The organism is Constrictibacter sp. MBR-5 (assembly GCF_040549485.1).
Taxonomy (GTDB): Bacteria; Pseudomonadota; Alphaproteobacteria; order JAJUGE01; family JAJUGE01; genus Constrictibacter.
In genome coordinates this window covers 24582-43971 of the sequence record NZ_JBEPTK010000013.1, presented here as the reverse complement: position 1 = coordinate 43971, position 19390 = coordinate 24582, and the positions used below count along the sequence as shown (strand labels likewise).

At 68.4% G+C, this 19390-nt stretch carries 17 protein-coding genes; 6 read left to right on the top strand and 11 right to left on the bottom strand.

What is annotated here, in order from left to right; translation table 11 throughout:
- The first annotated feature begins 139 nt into the window (after positions 1-139).
- The 6 genes from ABIE65_RS21590 (at position 140) to ABIE65_RS21565 (ending at position 6308) form a co-directional block, all read left to right on the top strand.
- Positions 140-1312 (top strand): ABC transporter ATP-binding protein, encoded by a 1173-nt coding sequence (locus tag ABIE65_RS21590; protein ID WP_354080595.1) that lies wholly within the window; start codon positions 140-142, stop codon positions 1310-1312.
- Entirely contained in the window at positions 1305-2252 is a 948-nt protein-coding gene (locus ABIE65_RS21585; RefSeq protein WP_354080593.1) for a carbohydrate ABC transporter permease, read from the top strand. The genes ABIE65_RS21590 and ABIE65_RS21585 overlap by 8 nt, the downstream gene beginning before the upstream one ends.
- Complete coding sequence (locus tag ABIE65_RS21580) at positions 2249-3082, top strand: carbohydrate ABC transporter permease (protein ID WP_354080591.1); 834 nt, start codon at positions 2249-2251, stop codon at positions 3080-3082. The genes ABIE65_RS21585 and ABIE65_RS21580 overlap by 4 nt, the downstream gene beginning before the upstream one ends.
- 26 nt (positions 3083-3108) lie before the next feature.
- Entirely contained in the window at positions 3109-4395 is a 1287-nt protein-coding gene (locus ABIE65_RS21575) for an ABC transporter substrate-binding protein (protein WP_354080589.1), read from the top strand.
- A gap of 96 nt (positions 4396-4491) precedes the next feature.
- Positions 4492-5328, top strand: a complete 837-nt coding sequence (locus ABIE65_RS21570) for a phosphodiesterase (RefSeq protein ID WP_354080587.1) — start codon at positions 4492-4494, stop codon at positions 5326-5328.
- Positions 5329-5471: 143 nt separating this feature from the next.
- Positions 5472-6308: a phosphodiesterase gene (locus ABIE65_RS21565; protein ID WP_354080585.1), complete on the top strand. Its 837-nt coding sequence runs from the start codon at positions 5472-5474 to the stop codon at positions 6306-6308.
- Positions 6309-6330: 22 nt separating this feature from the next.
- Here the strand turns inward: ABIE65_RS21565 and ABIE65_RS21560 are convergent, their stop codons facing one another.
- From ABIE65_RS21560 to ABIE65_RS21510, 11 genes are all read right to left on the bottom strand, one after another.
- Positions 6331-7671, bottom strand: a complete 1341-nt coding sequence (locus tag ABIE65_RS21560) for a methyl-accepting chemotaxis protein (RefSeq protein WP_354080583.1) — start codon at positions 7669-7671, stop codon at positions 6331-6333.
- 239 nt (positions 7672-7910) lie between these two features.
- On the bottom strand, positions 7911-9608 hold the full coding sequence (locus tag ABIE65_RS21555) for a methyl-accepting chemotaxis protein (RefSeq protein WP_354080581.1): 1698 nt from the start codon (positions 9606-9608) through the stop codon (positions 7911-7913).
- Positions 9609-10075: 467 nt separating this feature from the next.
- Entirely contained in the window at positions 10076-11515 is a 1440-nt protein-coding gene (locus ABIE65_RS21550; RefSeq protein ID WP_354080579.1) for an amidohydrolase family protein, read from the bottom strand.
- A gap of 62 nt (positions 11516-11577) precedes the next feature.
- Complete coding sequence (locus ABIE65_RS21545) at positions 11578-12702, bottom strand: ABC transporter ATP-binding protein (protein ID WP_354080577.1); 1125 nt, start codon at positions 12700-12702, stop codon at positions 11578-11580.
- Positions 12699-13721: an ABC transporter ATP-binding protein gene (locus tag ABIE65_RS21540; RefSeq protein ID WP_354080731.1), complete on the bottom strand. Its 1023-nt coding sequence runs from the start codon at positions 13719-13721 to the stop codon at positions 12699-12701. The genes ABIE65_RS21545 and ABIE65_RS21540 overlap by 4 nt, the downstream gene beginning before the upstream one ends.
- 41 nt (positions 13722-13762) lie before the next feature.
- The gene (locus tag ABIE65_RS21535) at positions 13763-15352 is read right to left on the bottom strand and encodes an ABC transporter substrate-binding protein (RefSeq protein ID WP_354080575.1); all 1590 of its coding nucleotides are present in this window, start codon (positions 15350-15352) and stop codon (positions 13763-13765) included.
- 49 nt (positions 15353-15401) lie between these two features.
- Positions 15402-16322 (bottom strand): ABC transporter permease, encoded by a 921-nt coding sequence (locus ABIE65_RS21530; RefSeq protein ID WP_354080573.1) that lies wholly within the window; start codon positions 16320-16322, stop codon positions 15402-15404.
- Positions 16319-17260: an ABC transporter permease gene (locus ABIE65_RS21525; RefSeq protein ID WP_354080571.1), complete on the bottom strand. Its 942-nt coding sequence runs from the start codon at positions 17258-17260 to the stop codon at positions 16319-16321. The genes ABIE65_RS21530 and ABIE65_RS21525 overlap by 4 nt, the downstream gene beginning before the upstream one ends.
- A gap of 163 nt (positions 17261-17423) precedes the next feature.
- Positions 17424-17657, bottom strand: a complete 234-nt coding sequence (locus ABIE65_RS21520) for a type II toxin-antitoxin system RelE/ParE family toxin (RefSeq protein ID WP_354080569.1) — start codon at positions 17655-17657, stop codon at positions 17424-17426.
- A gap of 49 nt (positions 17658-17706) precedes the next feature.
- Positions 17707-18015 carry an antitoxin of toxin-antitoxin stability system gene (locus ABIE65_RS21515; RefSeq protein ID WP_354080568.1) on the bottom strand — a complete coding sequence of 103 codons (309 nt, stop codon included), beginning with the start codon at positions 18013-18015 and terminating at the stop codon, positions 17707-17709.
- A 108-nt stretch (positions 18016-18123) separates the two neighbouring features.
- A complete protein-coding gene (locus ABIE65_RS21510; RefSeq protein ID WP_354080566.1) occupies positions 18124-19278 on the bottom strand; it encodes an LLM class flavin-dependent oxidoreductase in 1155 nt (384 codons plus the stop codon).
- Positions 19279-19390 lie beyond the last annotated feature (112 nt).

Sequence of the window (19390 nt, the reverse complement as noted above, 5' to 3'; positions counted from 1 at the left end):
GGACGCCCCATGGCCGCCCTGATGGTACCGGGGCAGGCACCCGGGGTAATCCTCCCGCCTCCCATTCTTCACCGCACCGTCATCAGCGCGTCTCTGCCCGCGGCGATGTTCGCGCCCATTCCGGAACGGGTGTGGCGGCATGGCGGCGGGAATCGCGATCGAGGGGGTGACCAAGGCGTTCGGGCGCACGGAGGTGCTGCGCCGGGTCGACCTGGACATCCGTCCGGGCGAGTTCATGACGCTGGTCGGGCCGTCGGGCTGCGGCAAGTCGACGCTGCTGCGGATCATCGCCGGGCTGGAGACGGCGTCGAGCGGCGCCATCCGGATCGCGGGCGAGGCGATCGACCATCTGCGGCCGGGACAGCGCGACCTGGCAATGGTATTCCAGTCCTACGCCCTGTACCCGCACCTGACCGTCGCGGAGAACATCGCGGTGCCGCTGCGCATGCGGCGCCTCGCGGGGCATCAGCGCTGGCCGCTCGCCGGACGCTTCATGCCGGGGACGCGCACGATCGAGCGCGAGATCGCGGCCGAGGTGGACGCGGCGGCCGACATGCTGGGCATCGGCCACCTGCTGGCGCGCAAGCCGGGGCAGCTGTCGGGCGGGCAGCGCCAGCGCGTGGCACTGGGGCGCGCCATGGTGCGCCACCCCAAGGCCTTCCTGATGGACGAGCCGCTGTCCAACCTGGACGCCAAGCTGCGCGTCCACATGCGCACTGAGATCGCGCAGCTGCACCGGCGCCTGGGCGCGACCTTCGTCTACGTCACGCACGACCAGGCCGAGGCGATGACCATGTCGGACCGGATCGCCGTGATGATGGACGGCGCCATCCTGCAGGTCGACGCGCCGGACACGGTCTATCGCGACCCGGCCGACCTGCGCGTCGCCGAGTTCATCGGCAGCCCGAAGATCAACGTACTCCCGGCGGTGATGCGCGACTGCGGCAGCATCGTCGTCAGCGACGGCAGCGTGCCGGCGGAGGCGGAAGCACGACCCGGCACCGACGTGATGCTGGCCTTCCGTCCCGAGCACGGGGTGCTGACCGAGCCGGAGCACGGCGCCTTCCGCGGCCGGATCGCGCATGTGGAGAATCTGGGCTCCGACCTGCTGGTGCATCTGCACGTCGGCGATCCGGGTCGGCCGCCGGTCGTCGTGCGCAGCGCGCCCGACGGGCATGGATGGGCCGCCCGGCACACGATCGGCCAGACGGCGGGCATCGCCATCGCCGGGCCGCCGCCGCTGGTGTTCGGCGCGGACGGCAAGCGGGCCGACCTGTCGCGCACGCGACCGAAGGCGCCGGCCCATGCTTGAGCCCGCCCTCGCAGGACCGGCGCCCGCCGCGCGCCCCGCCGCTTCGGCGCGCACCGTGCGCTGGGCGCAGATGCGCCAGTCCGCCACGGCCTATGCCCTGTGCACGCCGGCCGTGGCGTTGATGGTGACGCTGCTGATCGGGCCGATCCTGGCGGTGGTGGCGCTGTCGGTCACCGACTATCAGCTCGGCGCGCAGACGATGGCCTTCATCGGCCTCGACAACTACGCCGATATGTTCGCCGACCGGGTGTTCCGCACCTCGCTGATCAACACGCTGCTCTATGTCGGCACCGTGGTGCCCGGGTCGGTGGCGCTGGGCCTGGGCATCGCCCTGCTGATCGAGGCGGGCGACAGCGGCAAGGCCTTCTACCGCGCCGTCTACTTCCTGCCGGTGATGGCGACGCTGATCGCCATGGCGATCGTGTGGGAGTTCATGCTGCACCCGCAGTTCGGCCTCGCCAACCTGGCGCTCAAGGCCATCGGGCTGACGCCGCAGAACTGGCTGACCGACGGCGACCTGGCGCTGTGGGTGCTGGCGGTGATCGGCATCTGGCAGGCCGTCGGCTTCAACATGGTGCTGTTCCTGGCCGGCATCGTCTCGATTCCGCGCTTCCTCTACGACGCGGCCGAGATGGACGGCGTGCCGAGCGCCTGGGAGCGGTTCCGGCTGGTGACCTGGCCGATGCTGGGCCCGGTCATGCTGTTCGTCGTGGTGATCACCTCGATCCGCTCGTTCCAGGTATTCGACACGGTGCACGTGCTGACCAAGGGCGGGCCGAACAAGGCGACCGAGGTCCTGCTCTACACGATGTACGCCGAGGGCTTCGAGTTCTTCCGCTCGGGCTACGCCGCGGCGATCACCGTCGTCTTCCTGGGCTTCGTGCTGGCGCTGACGCTGGTGAAGATCCGCTTCCTCGACAGACAGGTCCATTACCAGTGAACGCACGGCGCAACCCGGGTTTCGCGGTCCTGCGGCACGTGCTGCTGCTGGCTGGGGCCGCCTTCATGCTGGCGCCCTTCGCCTGGATGATCTCCACCTCGCTGAAGCCGCCGGGCGAGATCTTCCTCGACCATATCCGCTGGTGGCCGAACGACCTGCACGTCGTCGAGAACTACACCGCCGCCTTCACGCGCGCGCCGCTGCTGCGCTTCATGCTGAACGGCGTGATCGTCACGGCGACGATCTTCGCGCTGCAGGTCGCGGTGGCCCTGCCCTGCGCCTATGCCCTGGCGAAGCTGCGCTTCCGGGCGCGGCCGGTGCTGTTCGGTGCGGTGCTGTTCTGCCTGCTGATCCCGCCGCACGCGATCTCCGTGCCGCTGTTCCTGCTGTTCCACCAGATCGGCATCCTGAACAGCTACGCCGCGATGGTAGTGCCGTTCACGATCTCCGTCTTCGGCATCTTCCTGATGCGGCAGTTCTTCCTGACCGTGCCGGACGACCTGATCGACGCGGCGCGCATGGACGGCATCTCGGAGATGGGCATCGTCTGGCGCGTCATGCTGCCGACCGCCATCCCGGCGCTGACCGCCTTCGGCATCTTCTCCGTCGTCGCCCACTGGAACGACTATTTCTGGCCGCTGATCGTCATCAACAGCGAACACCTGCTGACGCCGCCGCTGGGCGTCGCGGCCTTCCGCAACCAGGAGGCGGGGACCGATTTCGGCCCGCTGATGGCCGCGGCCACCGTGATCATCGCCCCCCTCGTGATCGCCTTCCTGATGGTGCAGCGACGCTTCATCGAGGGCATCGCGCTGACGGGCATGAAGTGAGCCACCAACCCAACCGGGGGACTTCCATGTCGAAGCACATCCTGTCGCCGCGTCTTCTCGCGGGTGCCGCCGCCGCCGCCGTGATGGCCGCGGGCAGCGCCTGGGGCGCCACCGAGGTCGTCGTGCAGTATCCCTACGGCGAGCTGTTCAACGAGACGCACAAGCAGATCGCCGCGGAGTTCGCGAAGGTCCAGCCGGACATCAAGCTGACCTTCCGCGCCGCCTACGATTCCTACGAGGAGGGGACGCAGAAGATCCTGCGCGAGGCGGTGACCAACCAGCTGCCCGACGTGACCTTCCAGGGCCTGAACCGGGTGCGCATCCTGGTCGACCGCGGCATCGCGGCACCGATGGACGACTACATCAAGGCCGAGAAGGACTTCGAGAAGGAGGGCTTCCACCAGGCGATGTTCGACATCGGCATGCAGAACGGCAAGGTGTACGCCCTGCCCTTCGCGATCTCACTGCCGATCACCTACTGGAACCTGGACCTGGTGAAGCAGGCCGGCGGCGACCCGGAGAAGCTGCCGACGACGTGGGACGGCGTGATCGACCTGGCGAAGAAGATCGACGCGCTGGGTCCGGACATCAACGGCATCACCTATGTCTGGGACATCACCGGCAACTGGCTGTGGCAGGCGCCGGTGTTCGCCCAGGGCGGCACCATGCTGAACGAGGACGAGACGAAGGTGGCGTTCGACGGGCCGGCGGGGCAGACGGCGATCAAGACGCTAGCACGCTTCGTCACCGAGGCGAACATGCCGAACCTGTCGCAGCCGGACGCGCGCGCGACCTTCGCCGCCGGCAAGACCGGCGTGCACATCACGTCGACGTCCGACCTGAACAAGACCACCGGCATGATCGACGGCAAGTTCACGCTGAAGACGCACGTCTTCCCGGACGTGAAGGAAGGGGTCGGCCGCCTGCCCGCCGGCGGCAACGTCGCGATGATCGTCGCCAAGGACGAGGAGAAGCGGAAGGCCGCGTGGCAGTTCGTGAAGTTCGCCACCGGCCCGCTGGGTGCCGCGATCATGGCGAAGACCACCGGCTACATGCCGCCCAACAAGGTGGCGAACGAGGTCCACCTGAAGGACTTCTACGAGAAGAACCCGAACAACTACACGGCGGTGAGGCAGCTGCCGATCCTGACCAAGTGGTACGCCTTCCCGGGCGAGAACGGCCTGAAGATCACCGACGTGATCAAGGACCACATGAACTCCATCGTCACACGCGACCGTGCGAACGAGCCGGAGAAGGTCCTGGAGGACATGACCCGCGACGTGCAGAAGCTGCTGCCGAAGAAGGCCAGCTGAGGCGCGGCCGACGACGGACCGCCTTCAAATCCTGCAGGGGGCCGGCTCGCCGGCCCCTTCCCCTTTTGCCCCCTCGCCTTTCATGCCGAGGTTTCCATGAAGCTGATCCACTTCACCGACACCCACTTCGTCGGGCCCGGCGAGATGCTCTACGGGCTCGACCCGCGTGCCCGGCTCGACGCCTGCATCGCCGACATCAATGCCAACCATGCCGACGCCGACCTCGCCGTGCTGACCGGCGACCTGACGCATTTCGGCGACGTTGCGTCGTTCGAGCACGTGCGCGAGGCCCTGTCCGCGCTGCGCGTGCCGCTGCGCCTGCTGGTCGGCAATCACGACCGCAACGAGACCTTCCGCCGGACCTTCCCGGACGCGCCGGTCGACCCGCACGACAACATCCAGAGCGTCCTGGACACCGACGCCGGGCGGCTGATGTTCCTGGACACGACGCGCGCCGGCAGCCACGGCGGCTGGTACGACGATGCGCGGCTGGACTGGCTGGAGGCGCAGTTCCGCGACAGCGGCGACGCGCCGGTTTTCCTGTTCATGCACCACCCGCCGCTGCCGCTGGGCATCCCGGCGATGGACAGGATCGGGCTGGCCCAGGCGGATGCCTTCGCCGCGCGGCTGCGGCCCTATCTGACGCGCATCCGCCACCTCTTCTTCGGCCATGTGCACCGGCCGGTATCCGGGTCGTGGCAGGGCGTGCCGTTCAGCACGCTGCGCGCGACCAACCATCAGGTCTGGCTCGATTTCCAGGCCGCCGCCAGCCCGCCCGGCAGCCACGAGCCGCCGGCCTATGCGGTCGTGCTGATCGACGCGGCGAACGTCGTGATCCACACCCACGACTTCCTGGATGCCAGCCCGAAATTCGACACGTCGGACGTGGGCTACGGCTTCTGGGAGGAGCAGGAACGCCGGCTGGCGTCCTGACGGCGGCGACCGCAGCGAGGCTATGGAGGGGCGACAGCCGGTCGCTGCGGTAACCCAATGAGGTCGCGAAGGGTGGCCGCGCGGTCCCGCGGCCCCTAAATGAAAACCTCCCCTTCGTCCCCGCTGCGACGGCGAGTGATCCCATGAAGCTGATCCACCTGACCGACACGCACCTGGCCGCCCCCGGCGAGCAGGTCTACGGCATCGACCCGCGCGCCCGGCTGGATGCCTGCATCGCCGACATCCAACGCCACCATACCGACGCGGACCTGCTGGTGCTGACCGGCAACCTCACGCATTTCGGCGACCGGGCCGCCTATGAGAACCTGCGGGCGGGACTGTCGCACCTGTCGATGCCGATGCGCTTCCTGCTCGGCGACCACGACCGGCCGGACGCCTTCCGCAAGGTGTTCCGCGACGCGAAGGTCGACGGCCGCGGCAACGTGCAGAGCGTGATGGACACCGACCTCGGCCGCTTCATCTTCGCCGACACCAGCAAGACCGGCACCCATGCCGGCTGGTACGACGACGAGCGGCTCGACTGGCTGGACGAGCGCTTCCGCGAGAGCGAGGGGCAGCCGGTCTTCCTGTTCATGCACCATCCGCCGTTCAAGCTCGGCGTGCCGGCGATCGACGCCACCGGCCTGATCCAGGGCTTCGAGTTCGTCGAGCGGATCGGCCCGCACCTGCCGCGGGTGCGCCACCTCTTCTTCGGCCACGCACAGCGGCCGGTGTCCGGCTCATGGCGCGGCGTGCCGTTCAGCACGCCGGGCGGCACCTGCCATCAGATGGCGCTGGACTATGCCGACGCACGGCCGCGGGGCGTGCAGGAGGCGCCCGCCTACGATGTCGCGTTCATCGACGCCCACAGCGTGATCGTGCACCGCCATGCTTTCCTCGCCGACGCCGAACCGTTCAGCCTGAGCGAGGGCGCCTACAGTTTCTGGGAGGAGCAGGAGCGCCGCCGCGCCGCCGGCTGAGCGGCGGCGGCGCCGCCGGGAGTCACGCCGCGCGGATCTCGGCGAGGAAGCTCTCGACCTGACGGCGCATGGCCTCGGCCTGGCCGGCAAGGACACCGGCGGCCCCGAGAACCTCGACGGACGAGTTGCGGCTGGCGTCGGCGGCAGAATGAACCGCGCCGATGCTGGCTGCGACTTCCTCGGCGCTTTCGGCCGCCTGCCGAACGTTGCGCGTGATCTCCTGGGTGGCCGCGCTCTGCTCCTCCACCGCCGCCGCGATCGACGTCCCGATCCCGTCGATGCGCGTGATCGTGCCGGCGATGCCGCCGATGGCACCTGCGGCCTCAGCGCTGATCGACTGGATCGACTTGATCTCGGCCGTCACGCGCTCCGTCGCCCGGGCGGTCTGGTTGGCAAGATTCTTCACCTCGGACGCGACGACGGCGAAGCCCTTGCCCGCCTCGCCGGCCCGCGCCGCCTCGATGGTCGCATTGAGCGCCAAGAGATTCGTCTGCGCCGCGATCGAGTTGATCAGGCCGACCACCTCGCCGACCTGGGCGGCCGCCTGGACGAGGCCGCTGACGGTGGCATTCGTCTTCTCCGCCTCGCTCACCGCACTGCGGGCGATGGATTGGGACAGGCTCATCTGCTGGCCGATCTCCGCGATCGACGCGGACAGTTCCTGGGAAGCGCCAGCCACCGTCTGTACGCTGGCGTTCGCGCGGGCATAGGAGGTGCCGACCGACGAGGCCAGATCGGTCGTTGTCTCGGCGGTGCCGATCATGCTCTTCGCCGTGCCCTCGAGACCGCGCGCCGACTCCAGCACCTTGCCGATCACCGCGCCGACACTCGCGTCGAACCTGTCGGCCAGCGCCTTGACCACCGCGCGCTTCGCCTCGGTCTCGGCAGCGGCATAGGTTTCCAGCAGGACTTCCAGATCGAGCCATGCGACCTTGTTGAGGGCCGCGGCCAACGCCGCGCGGTCCTCCCGACCGGACGAGAGGAAGCCGCCCTTCACCTCGGCCGTCAGCATCCGCGTGACCGCCGCGCCGACGGTGGCATGGCAGATGGCCACCGCGTAGCTGGGAACGCCGCTGTCGTAGAAGGCGGAGGCGAGGCTTCGCGCGGACTCGAGGAAGCCGTCGCCGAGATCACCCGAGGCGACCCGGACCCAGTGCGCCACGCGGACCGCGTGCACGTCCGGCTTCATCAGGGCCGACTGGATTTCGGGCCAGCCGGCGAAGTCGCCGTGCAGGTCGTCGAGTAGATCGGGCACGCGCCGCCGGACCGTGTCGGCGTGCCGACGTAGCACCGCGACGTCGGCATCCTCGATTCCGAAGGCGGCGAACCGCTTCTTCTGCCCGTCCCCAGCCGTAGCGCGCATCCTGCGTCACCCTTCAATCAAACGCGACAGAACTTCCCCCCAATGGGGACGTCATACGCGGCGATGATTGAAGGGATCACTGTCACGGCGAAAAAAATCGCCCTGATGGACGGACAAAATGTCCCGTTCCACGAGAGGCCGCCTGGAGCGCCGCCGGTTATCCCGCCCTCCGCGCCCCGCGGGGACGGCGAAGCCGATCAGCGCCACAGCCCGGGCTGCACGGCGGATCGGGGGGCGGGCTATGCTGCCCTGATCTGATCGATGAAGTCGGCAACGCGCGTTCGCAGCAGCTCTGACTGCCTCGAAAGATCGCCCGCCGACGAAACCAACCGCGTCGAGGCTGTACGGGTGTCGCCCGCGGCGCGGTTGACCTCGTACATGTTGCTCGCGGCTTCCTTCGTGCCACGGGCGGCTTCGCCGACATTGCTGCCGATCTCGCGGGTCACCTCGTCCTGTCGCCCGACCGCCGAGGCGATGATCCCCGAGATGCGGCTGATCTCGTCGATGACCTGGGTGATCCGGCCGATGGCGGCGGCGGAAAGCGAGGTGACGTTCTGCATCTCGGCGATCTTGCGCGAGATCTCCTCGGTCGCCTTCGCCGTCTGGCCGGCGAGCGACTTCACCTCCGTCGCCACCACGGCAAAGCCCTTGCCGGCTTCGCCGGCCCTCGCCGCCTCGATCGTGGCGTTGAGGGCGAGCAGGTTGGTCTGGCTGGCGATGTCGCTGATCAGGCTGACCACTTCGCCGATCTTCTCGGCGGCATCGACCAGTTCGCGCACCTGCACGCCGGCGCTGCGCGCCTCGTCCACCGCACGCTCCGCGGCCTGCGTGGAGGTCGAGACCTGACGGCCGATCTCCTGCACGGTCGCCCCGAGTTCGTCGGCCCGCACCACGACGGCCTGCACGTTCGCCGACGACCGCTCGGAGACCGTGGCCGTGTCGCTGGACCGGGCGGCCGTGCGCTCCGCGGTGGCCGACATCTCCTGGGCGGTCGCGAAGAGTTCGGTCGACGCCGACGACACCAGCCCGACGATCTCGTTGACGGAGGTCTCGAACTCGGCGGCCAGCGCGCTCATCGCAGCCTTCTTCTGCCGTTCGGCCTCGACCGCCGAGTGCGCCTGTTCCTGGCGCAGCCGGGCGGTTTCCAGGGCATTATCCTTGAAGACGTGCACCGCCCGGATGATGTCGCCGACCTCGTCACCCGTGGTCGCCGGCGGGATCTCGACCGACAGCTCGCCCTTCGACAGCCTGATCATCGTACCGGTCAGGCGGCGTAGCGGGCGCACCGCGCGCACGTTCCAGAGCCCGATCACCAAGCCGATCAGCAGGGCCGCGGCGGACAGGCCCAGCATCAGATACTTGAAGTTGGCGACGAGAGAATTGACCTCGGAGCCGATGCCCTGGTTCATGCTCTCCTGAAGATCGATAAAGCGGTTGATCCGGGCCAGCCACTCCTCGAATGCGGGCCGGGCCTCGTTCATCAGGACGGAACGCGCCGTATCGGCATCGCCGGCACGCTGGCTGGCGATGATCCGGGAGATGAGTGGGAGGGTCCGCGCTTCGGTCTCCTTGATGCTCGCGAGGATGCGCACCTCCTCGTCGGAGATGTCGGTCCGCGCGGCGAACATCGCATCCATTGCCGCAGCCGACGTCGCGTAGAATGCCGCCAGGCGGTCGATTTCCGCGACCACCGCGCCGAGCTTGTCGTCACCCGCAACCAGGGTGACATCGCGGGCGCTGATCGCCCGATCATGCACGCTTCCGCGGAAATTGATGGCGTAACGCTGCTTTACGCCGTTGACGTCGTTGATCCGTTCGAGATCGGCACTGATGCGGTCGACTTGGTAGATGCTGATCGCGCTCAGGGCACACATGAGGATCAGAACGACAGAAAAGCCGAGGACCATCCTGGTCGCGATTGTTATTTTTGACAGCATTGTCCCATTCTCATGAGCGTTACGGTTGTGTTAACGAGCGAAGGCCGTTGCGCGGGCGCTGTGCACACCCGATCCGGCGGCGGCAGAAATGGCGGGAGAGGCGGTTCAGTCTTGCGACCAAACCATCGTGGCGCATACGGCTTCGGCCGCGGCCCGGATCACGAGGGGGACGACTTTTTCATCCCCGGATCAACGTGCGGGTCGATCCTCGGACGGCCCGGTGGCGCGGGCCCGGGCCGAAAAGGATGATGGCCGCCCGCCGCGGAGGCAGCCCTGTCGCGGTGACGGCCCCGTGCATAGGCAAGGCGACTTCGCGAGTCATGGCGCGCGTCCCGGATACACCGCCCCGCGACCGCCGGGGGGAGCCGTTGATAGCGCCCCGTCCGTTAAGGCCGATCTAAGCCGGCAGCCGCCGTGCCGGGGGCGATACGGACAAATTGTCCCCGGCCCGCGATCGCCGCGGAAGATCAGTTCACCGTCGGCATCACCATCGGCGCGATCTCGTCGGCGGTGCGGCCGGCCCAGTCGCGCTGGGCGACGCCGGCCATGGAGCGCTTCTGCGCCTCCTCCAGCGCCTCGGACTCGGCGGCGAGGTCGATGGTCAGGCACTTGCCGTCTTTGACAACCATCTCGCCGGCGACGAAGACCTCGCGCACCGCACGGTCGCCGGCGACGTACATCAGGCTGCGCAGCGGCTCGCGCAGCGGGCGCATCGCCGGCTCCTTCGTGTCGCAGAGCAGGATGTCGGCGCAGGCGCCGGGCGTCAGGCGGCCGATATCGTCGCGGCGCAGCGCCCTGGCGCCGCCGATGGTGGCGGCGTTGAACACGTCGAGCGTCTGCAGGTCGTCGACGCTCTCGCCCACCGCGCGGGCGTAGTAGGCGACGGCCCGCATCTCGTCGAGGAAGTTGTGGGGATAGGTGTCGGTGCCGATGCCCATGTTGATACCGCCGCGGACATACTCGCCGAAGGTGCGCAGGGTGATGCCGCGGCGCACGAAGACGGTCGGGCAGTGGGCGACGGTGGCGCCGCGGTCGGCGAGCAGGCCCATGTCCTTGCGCGTCGTCCAGTGCAGCCAGGGATGGTGGTCGAGGAAGATGCCGTGGCCGATGATCGTGTTGTCCGAGAGGATGCCGATCTTGTCCATCCACTGGATCGGCGTCAGGCCGGTGCGGCCGACCATCTCGTGGAACTCCGTCACGCTCTGCGCCGCGTGGATCTGGAGCGGCAGGTTACGCTCCCTGGCGTAATCCTGGCTGTCGCGGAGCAGTTCGGCCGAGCAGGTGTCGATCTGGACCGGCGACATCATGCCGGACAGGCGCCCGGACGGATGCTGGCGCGCCAGTTCGACGACGCGCTGGGCACGCTCGAAGGCCTCGCGGCCGGCCTTCTTGTCCCACTCGTATTCGAGCTTGTGGCCGTTGCGCGTGAACCAGCGCGCATCGCGATAGACGGGTGCGGCGACGGCCCGGATGCCGCTGTCGGCCAGTTCGTCGAGCCAGCCGTCGAACGGCATGGAGATGTCGACGACCGTGGTGACGCCGCTCATCAGCAGTTCGGCCAGGGCGCAGCGGATCGCGGCGGTGTAGCCGGCGGCGTCGTTGTGGAAGATGGTCAGGTATTCGTAGAGCGAGCTGTGCCAGAAACCTGGGCTGCGCGTCTCGTCGGTGATGCCCTTGCGCAGCGGCTCGCTGGTCGGGTGGGTGTGGATGTTGACGAGGCCGGGCAGGACGAATCGGTCGCGGCCGTCGATCTCCTTCGTCGCCGGACCAGCATAACCCTTGCCGACGAAGGTGATCTTGCCCTCGGCGAAGGCGACGTCGCAGCCGCGCTTGTAGACATGGCTCTGCGTCGTCTCGTTCCAGGCGATCAGCCAGTCGGCGTTGCGAATGACGGTGGTGTCGACCATGCGGGGGCTCTCCTGCTCCTGGCTCGGTTCTGTCGTTCGCGCGCTGCGCGTTTGCTCGTCTTTCAGGCGGCCAGGCCGGCGGCGGCGCGGCGCGCCTTCTCGTAGATCGCGAGGCGACGGCGGTAGGCCGCCGTGGCGCTGTCGGACGCAACGTCGGCGATCGGCGCCATCGCCGGGATCTGCTCGGCGAAATGGCACGCGACCATCTGGCCGCCGCCGATGTCGCGGAACGCCGGCTCGTCGCGTCTGCAACGATCCTGCACGAATGGGCAGCGGGTGTGGAAGCGGCAACCGCTGGGCGGGTTCATCGGGCTGGGGACGTCGCCCTCCAGGATCCGCTTCTCCCGGTTGAGCGTCGGGTCCGGGATCGGGATCGCCGACAGCAGCGCCTGGGTATAGGGGTGGCGCGGGGCGGCGTAGAGGGTGCGCTTCTCCGCCAGCTCGACGATCTTGCCGAGATACATGACGGCGATGCGGTCGCTGATGTGCTTCACCACCGCGAGGTCGTGGGCGATGAAGACGTAGGACAGGCCGAAGCTGCGCTGCAGGTCCTTCAGCAGGTTCACGACCTGGGCCTGGATCGAGACGTCGAGGGCGGACACCGGCTCGTCGCAGACGATGACCTTCGGCGACACGGCGAGCGCCCGGGCGATGCCGATACGCTGGCGCTGGCCGCCGGAGAATTCGTGCGGGTAGCGCACCGCGTGCCAGGGCGACAGGCCGACGAGGCCGAGCAGTTCCTCCACCCGCCGCTGACGCTCGGCGCGGTCGCCGAGGCCGTGCACGCGCAGCGGCTCGCCGATCACCTGGCCGACGGACATGCGCGGGTTCAGCGACGCGTAGGGGTCCTGGAAGATGATCTGCAGCTCGCGCCGCAGGCCGCGCACCTCGGTGCGGCCGAGGTCGAAGATGTTGCGGCCACCGTAGCGAACGCTGCCCGCCGTCGGCTCGATCAGGCGGATCAGCAGGCGGCCGGTGGTCGACTTGCCGCAGCCGCTCTCGCCGACCAGCGCCAGCGTCTCCCCCGCGTTCAGCCTGAAGGAGACGTCGTCGACGGCGCGGACGGCGCCGACCTGGCGCGACAGGACGATGCCGCGATTGACCGGGAAGTGCTTGGTCAGCCCCTCGACCTCGAGCACCGGCTGCGGCGGTGAGACTGGGATAACGGCACCGTCGGCGGCGGTCATGCGAGCACCTTCTCCTCCAACGGGGCGCGCCAGCAGGCGGCGCGATGGCCCGGCGCCAGTTCCGCGAGCGGCGGCACCTCGCTGCGGCAGCGGTCGTCGGAGAATGGGCAGCGCGGGTTGAACTTGCAGCCCGACGGCATGTCGTAGGGGTTCGGCACGGTGCCCTCGATCGTCGCCAGCTGCTCCTCTTCCAGGTGCAGCTTCGGGATCGAGCCGAGCAGCCCCAGGGTGTAGGGGTGCTGCGGGTTGGTGAACAGGTCCTCGACCGGTGCCTCTTCGACGATACGGCCGGCATACATGACGACGACCCGATGGACGACCTCGGCCACGACGCCCAGGTCGTGGGTGATCAGGATGGTGGCCGTGCCGGTGCGGTCGCGCAGGTCGCGCATCAGGTCCAGGATCTGCGCCTGGATCGTCACGTCGAGCGCCGTGGTCGGCTCGTCGGCGATCAGCAGCTTGGGATGGCAGGCGAGGGCCAGCGCGATCATCACGCGCTGGCGCATGCCGCCCGACATCTGATGGGGGTACTCGTCGACCCGGCTCTCCGGGTTCGGGATGCGTACGAGGCCGAGCATCTCGATCGCGCGGCGGCGGGCCTCCGCGTTGGAGACGCTCTCGTGGAGCTGGATCGCCTCGATGATCTGGTCGCCGACCGTGTAGACCGGGTTCAGCGAGGTCATCGGCTCCTGGAAGATCATCGAGATCTCGTTGCCACGGATGCGGCGCATCTCGCGGGCGGACTTGCCCGCGAGATCCTCGCCTTCGAACAGGATGCGGCCCTGGGCGATGCTGCCGGCGGGCTGCGGGACGAGGCCCATGATGGCGAGCGACGTCACGCTCTTGCCGCAGCCGGACTCGCCGACGATGCCCAGGGTCTCGCCGCGGCGGACGGAAAAGGAGATTCCGTCCACGGCGGCGAACACGCCCTCGCTCGATCTGAAATGGACGCCGAGGTTCTCGACGCTGAGAAGCGCCTGATCCGTATCGCGTGCCGCCGCGGCGGTCGGATCGCTCACGGCGTTCGCCCCCTGCCGATTGCCTGCGTCGTCCAGCACGCTCAGCCCTTCAGCTCGATGCCGAGGCCCTTGTAGAAGCCGGCACCGTAGTTGCCGTGCGCCTTGATCGGCTTCAGCTTGGGCCCGGAGATCAGGAACAGCGGCTCGTGCACGATGGGGATCCAGACGGCGGCGGCGTGCACCTTCTTCTGGACCTTGGCGAAATTCTCGGCCCGCTCCTTGTCCGTGAGCGCGGCGGACGCCGCGGTCAGCCACTGGTCGGTCTCGGGGTCGTTCCAGTTCATCCGGTTCGGCGCCGGCATGTTGGCCGAGCGGAAGTAGAGGTTCAGGGCGTCGCCGGCCGACACGTACGGATAGCTCATCGTGTACATGTCGAAGTCCTGGGTCTTCAGCTTGCCCCAGACGACCGTCGCATCCCACTGCTGGATCTGCATGTCGATGCCGATCTTGCGCAGGTCGCCCTGGACCGACTGCAGCACGTCGGCCGCCACCGGGCTGGAATTGCCGTAGGCGAGCGGCGCCAACTTCACGCCGTCCTTGGCGCGGAAGCCGTCGGAGCCCTTCTTCCAGCCGGCCTCGTCGAGCAGGGCCTCGGCCTTCTTCGGGTCGTAGCCGAACTTCGACAGATCCTGGCCCTCGGCATAGTCGAGAACACCGGGCGCGATGTAGGCGTTCGCCGGCTCGGCGAGGCCGAACCACACCGCTTCGGCGATGGCCGCCTGGTCGACGGCGAGGTTGATCGCCTCACGCACGCGCAGGTCGGACATCAGATCCCGCGAGATCTTCATGCCGATATAGTAGGTCCAGAAATAGGCTTCGGCCTTGGAAACGTTGAAGCGCGGGTTCGACTGGAACTGCGGCACCGCCCACCAGGGCACGTATTGCAGCGCGTCGCTCTGTCCCGTCTCCAGGGCGGCGACGCGGGTGCTGTCCTCCGGAACGATCTTCCAGACGACCTTGTCCACCATCGGCTTCTTGTTGTCGTAGAAGGACGGCGCCCAGTCGTAATAGGGGTTCTTGGTGAGGGTCAGCTGGTTGCGCGGCTGCCACTCGCTGAAGCAGTAGGGGCCGGTGCCGTCGAGCGCCTTGACGCCTAGGTCTTCGCCGAGCTTCTCGGCCTCCTCCGGGTTGATGACCGTGTGGTTGTGCTGGGTCATCTGGTAGAGAAGTTCGGAATAGGGCTTCTTGATCTTGTACTCGAGCGTGTAGTCGTCGACCACGGTCGTCGAATCGTACTCGCCGGCGCGCCACTTGGTGGTGCCCTTCGGCATGTTCTGCCAGCGGTCGAGCGAGCCCTTCACGTCGGCGGCCGTGAACTTCTTGCCGCTGCAGAACGTCACGTCGTCGCGCAGCTTGAAGGTATAGGTCAGGCCGTCGTCGGAGATGGTCCACGACTTGGCCAGGTTCGGACGGATCGTCTTCATGTCGTAGTCGAGCACGACCAGCGTGTCGCCGGTCATGAACAGCACCTCGGCGGCGGAGCGGGCCGTCGAGATGTGCGGGTCGTATTTGTCGGCGTCGAGCGTGCGCGCGATGGTGACGATTTTCTCCTGCGCCATCGCCGCCGGCGCCAGCCCCACCCCCAGAACGGCGCCCGCGACCGCGGCACCGATGATCCTGCCTGATGTCAACTCCGCCTCCATACTGCTCGGTTCGTGATTATGACGAGCGGGCCGCCGCCTACTGCCGCAGCCGCGGGTCGAGGACGTCGCGCATCGCATCGCCAAGCACGTTGAAGGCGAGGACGACGAGGAAGATCGCGACGCTGGGCACCGTCGAAACATGCGGTGCGAAGAACAGGAAGTTGCGCCCCTCCGCCGCCATGCTGCCCAGTTCCGCGACCGGCGGCTGGACGCCGAGGCCGAGGAAGGAGAGGGAGGCGCCGAGCAGCACGGTCTGGCCGAACTGCAGGGTCAGGTAGACCAGGATGGTCGAGACGCAGTTCGGCGCGAGGTAGCGCCAGATGAGCGCGCCGTCGCCGAGGCCCACCGCCCGCCCCGCCTCCATGTATTCGCTGCGCATCACGACGCTGGCGGCACCGCGCGTGATGCGCGCCACCGTCGGTACCGCCGAGGCGGCGAGCGCCACGATCAGGCTGCCGACGCCCGGGCCGAGCACCGCCGCGATGGCCAGGCCGAGCAGGATCGCCGGGAAGGTCAGCAGCACGTCGACGATCCGCATGATCAGATTGTCGAGCCGGGAATAGTAGGCGGCGAGGATGCCGAGGGTGGCGCCGATGAGGCCGCCGATCGCGACCGCGACGAAGCCGATGAAGAAGGAGGTGCGCATCCCGAACAGGATGCGCGTGATCATGTCGCGCCCCTGGGCGTCGGTACCGAGCCAGAACTGGGCGCTCGGCGGCTTCATGCGCAGGCGCAGATTGTTCGCGTACGGATCGGACGGCGCGATCCAGGGCGCCAGGATCGCCGCCAGGATCACCGCGATCAGAAAGACGCCGGCGACGACCGCCGCCTTGTCGCGGAGCAGGCGGCGCAGCGGGCTGTGGCGGCGGGCCGGAGTGCCTTTCGCGGGCTTCGCCGCGGGCGCGGGCCCGGCAGGGGAAGGAGCGGCGGCGGCCGCTGCGGCGGGCACGGTGGTCATGCGCGCTTCACCCGCGGATCGAGATAGGCATAGAGGACGTCCACGCCGAGGTTCACGAGGAGGAAGGCGAGCGCCAGGATCATGATGGCACCCTGGGCCAGCGGCATGTCGGTCGAGACGATCGCGCCGACGGCGAGGCGGCCCAGGCCGGGCCAGGCGAACATCGTCTCCGTCACCACTGCGCCGCCGAGCAGGAAGCCGATCTGCAGGCCGATCAGGGTGACGATCGGGATGAGCGCGTTGCGCAGCGCGTGGCGCACGACGACGCGCCCCTCGCCCGCACCCTTCGCCCGCGCGGTGCGCACATAGTCGGCGCCGAGCACCTCCAGCACCGAGGTGCGCGTCATGCGGGCGATCGGCCCGACGAAGACGCCGCCCAGCGTGATCGCCGGCAGGGCGATGGCGCGCAGCCCGTCGATCGTCCAGAGCGGTCCGGCGCGCCCCTGGAAGGGCAGCAGGTTCAGCTTGAACCCGACGATCCAGATCAGCATCAGGCCGAACCAGAAGATCGGCATCGACACGCCGGCGACCGAGAAGGCCATGATCGCCCGGTCGGTCAGGCGGCCGCGCCGCACGGCGGCCAGGGTGCCGAGCAGGATGCCGAGCGGCACCGCCCAGACGAGGCTGGCGACCATCAGTTCGAGCGTCGGGCCGAAGGCGGCCAGAAGCTCGTCCGAGACGGCGGTGTTGCTGATGAAGGAGCGGCCGAAATCGCCCTGCAGCACGCGGACGATGTAGTTGCCGAACTGGTACCAGAGCGGCTCGTTCAGGCCGAGCGCCTCACGGATGCGGTCGATCTCGTCCTGGCTGGCGGTTGGCCCGGCGATGACGGCGGCCGGATCGGACGGCACCACCTGGAGCAGCAGGAAGCCGATCAGCAGGACGCCCAGGAGAACCGGGACCGATACGATCAGCCGTTCGATGATGTGCCGGCCCATGCGTGGCTTCGCCCATGCTCCGTTGCGGGATCGGGAGCAAGGCGACCTGCAAGCGGTGTGCCGGAAACGGGGTCATGACGGTGGCGGCGAGAAGTCCCTCGCGGCCCTTAGGCAGCCTCAGGGCAGGTCACGCGACGACGCTCATCCGACGAGACGCCGGCTGCTACTCCTCGGGAAGCGGAGGCCAGAGCCGCGCGGTATGGATGAGCGCCAGGATCCACACCGTATCGTCCCGGATCTCGTAGACCATCCGGTGGCTCTCGTGCGGGATCAATCCGCGGGTTCCGGCGATGAGCCCGCTGCGGCCGAGCATCGGAAATGCGGCCAGCCGGGCGGCGGCGGCACCGAACAGGCGTCCATTCGCACGGCCGCCCGCAGATCCTCGGCCGCGATCCAATCGAGGATCGTGGCCCGGTCGCACTCGGCGTCGCGCGTCCAGCGGACCTTCAAGCGCCGGATCCGCCCGCCCTTCCCAGCAAGACGGCGCGCCGCGCCGCGAAGTCTCGTTCGACATCCTCGTCGGCACGCGTGCGGCCTTCCGTGATCGAGGACCTCGCTCGCGCGACCTTTGCGGCGAGGAAGGCTTCGTATTCTTCGGCCGCCTTCCGGCTTTCGACCTTCTGATTCTCGACGAAGTCCCGCATCAGTCCGCGGACGACCTGCGCCGCAGGCGTGTTCGACGCCGACGCGGCCGCCAGGAAGGCGTCCCGCAGTTCATCGTCGATCTCAATGGTGAACACAGCCTGCTTTGCCATCGTCGGCCTCCCGAAGACGCTGACCGATCAGATACGGTTTCGACCGACGTCCGCAAGACGGAAGGCGGCGGCGTAGCCTCAGCCTCCGCCCCCTCACCGCTTCGCGCCCTACCCCTTCTTCCGGGCCTGATACTTCTCCGTCTCGCTCTGAACAGCCGCCGCGGCGGCGCCGGCGAAATTCTCGTGGTTGCGCCAGGCGTGGTTCCAGCTGGCCTGCCGGAGTTCGATCGCGCCGCGGAAGTGCGGAACGACGTAGCGCGCCATCAACTCGTAGCTGCGCTTCGTCGCCTCCCAGTCTGCCCAATTGTGCGCCAGTTCAAGGAAACCGCCGAACCCGCCCGAGCCGGCGAGCAGCCGCTCGATATGTTCGATGGCGTCGTCGGGGGTGCCGATGACCGCCGTGCGCGTGTCGCGGAGGTACGGGATCGGGTCGCCGATGTCGCCCGGCACGATCGGGAAGGTCGCCACCTCGCGGAAATATTTCACCCACTCGGGCAGGCCGAACTCGACGTTCGCCTCGGCCTTGGCACGGGTCTCGGCGATGTGCATCAGCGAGACGATGCGCCAGTTGTTGCGGTCGGCGGTCTTGCCGTTCTCCCGCGCCGTCTCCTCGTACATATTCCAGTTGTTGGCGTGCGCGGCGAGCGCCGCATCCGAGGTGCCGCCGATCGACAGCATGCCGATGCCGTGGCGCCCGGCCGCCAGCGCGCCGGACGGCGAGCGCGAGGCGGCGACCGCCATCTCCATGCGTGGCTGGGTGTAGGGACGGATCTGCAGCTGGGCGTCGACCAGCTTGTACCAATCGGTCTCCTCGTTCACGACCTCGCCGTTCAGCAGGCGGACGACCGCGTCGAGGCCCTCGTTCATGCGGCGACGCTGGTCGCTGGGATGAATGCCCATTTTGAAGGCATCCGACGTGAGCGAACCGGGCCCGACGCCGAACATCGCCCGTCCGCGCGCCATATGGTCGAGCTGGACCATACGGTCGGCGACCAGGAAGGGATGGTGATAGGGCAGCGACACGACGCCCGTGCCGAGGCGAATGTGCCGCGTCCGCTCCAGCGCCGCCGCCACGAACATCTCCGGGCAGGCGATGATCTCCATGCCGCCGGAGTGATGCTCGCCGACCCAGGCCTCGTCGTAGCCGATGGCGTCGAGATGCTGGAGCAGTTCCATGTCGCGCTGGAGCGCGGATGTCGGGTTCTCTCCCACCGCATGGAAGGGCGCGAGGAATATGCCGAAACGCAGATGACGCATTGCCATTTTATATGTCCCGCCTGTTCGCTTTCCTCCGGTGCGATCCATTCTGGACCCCGGGCGGCGATGCGGACAAGGTGTCGCCCCCCGGCGGGCCCCGCTCCGCCGGCCGAAGAAC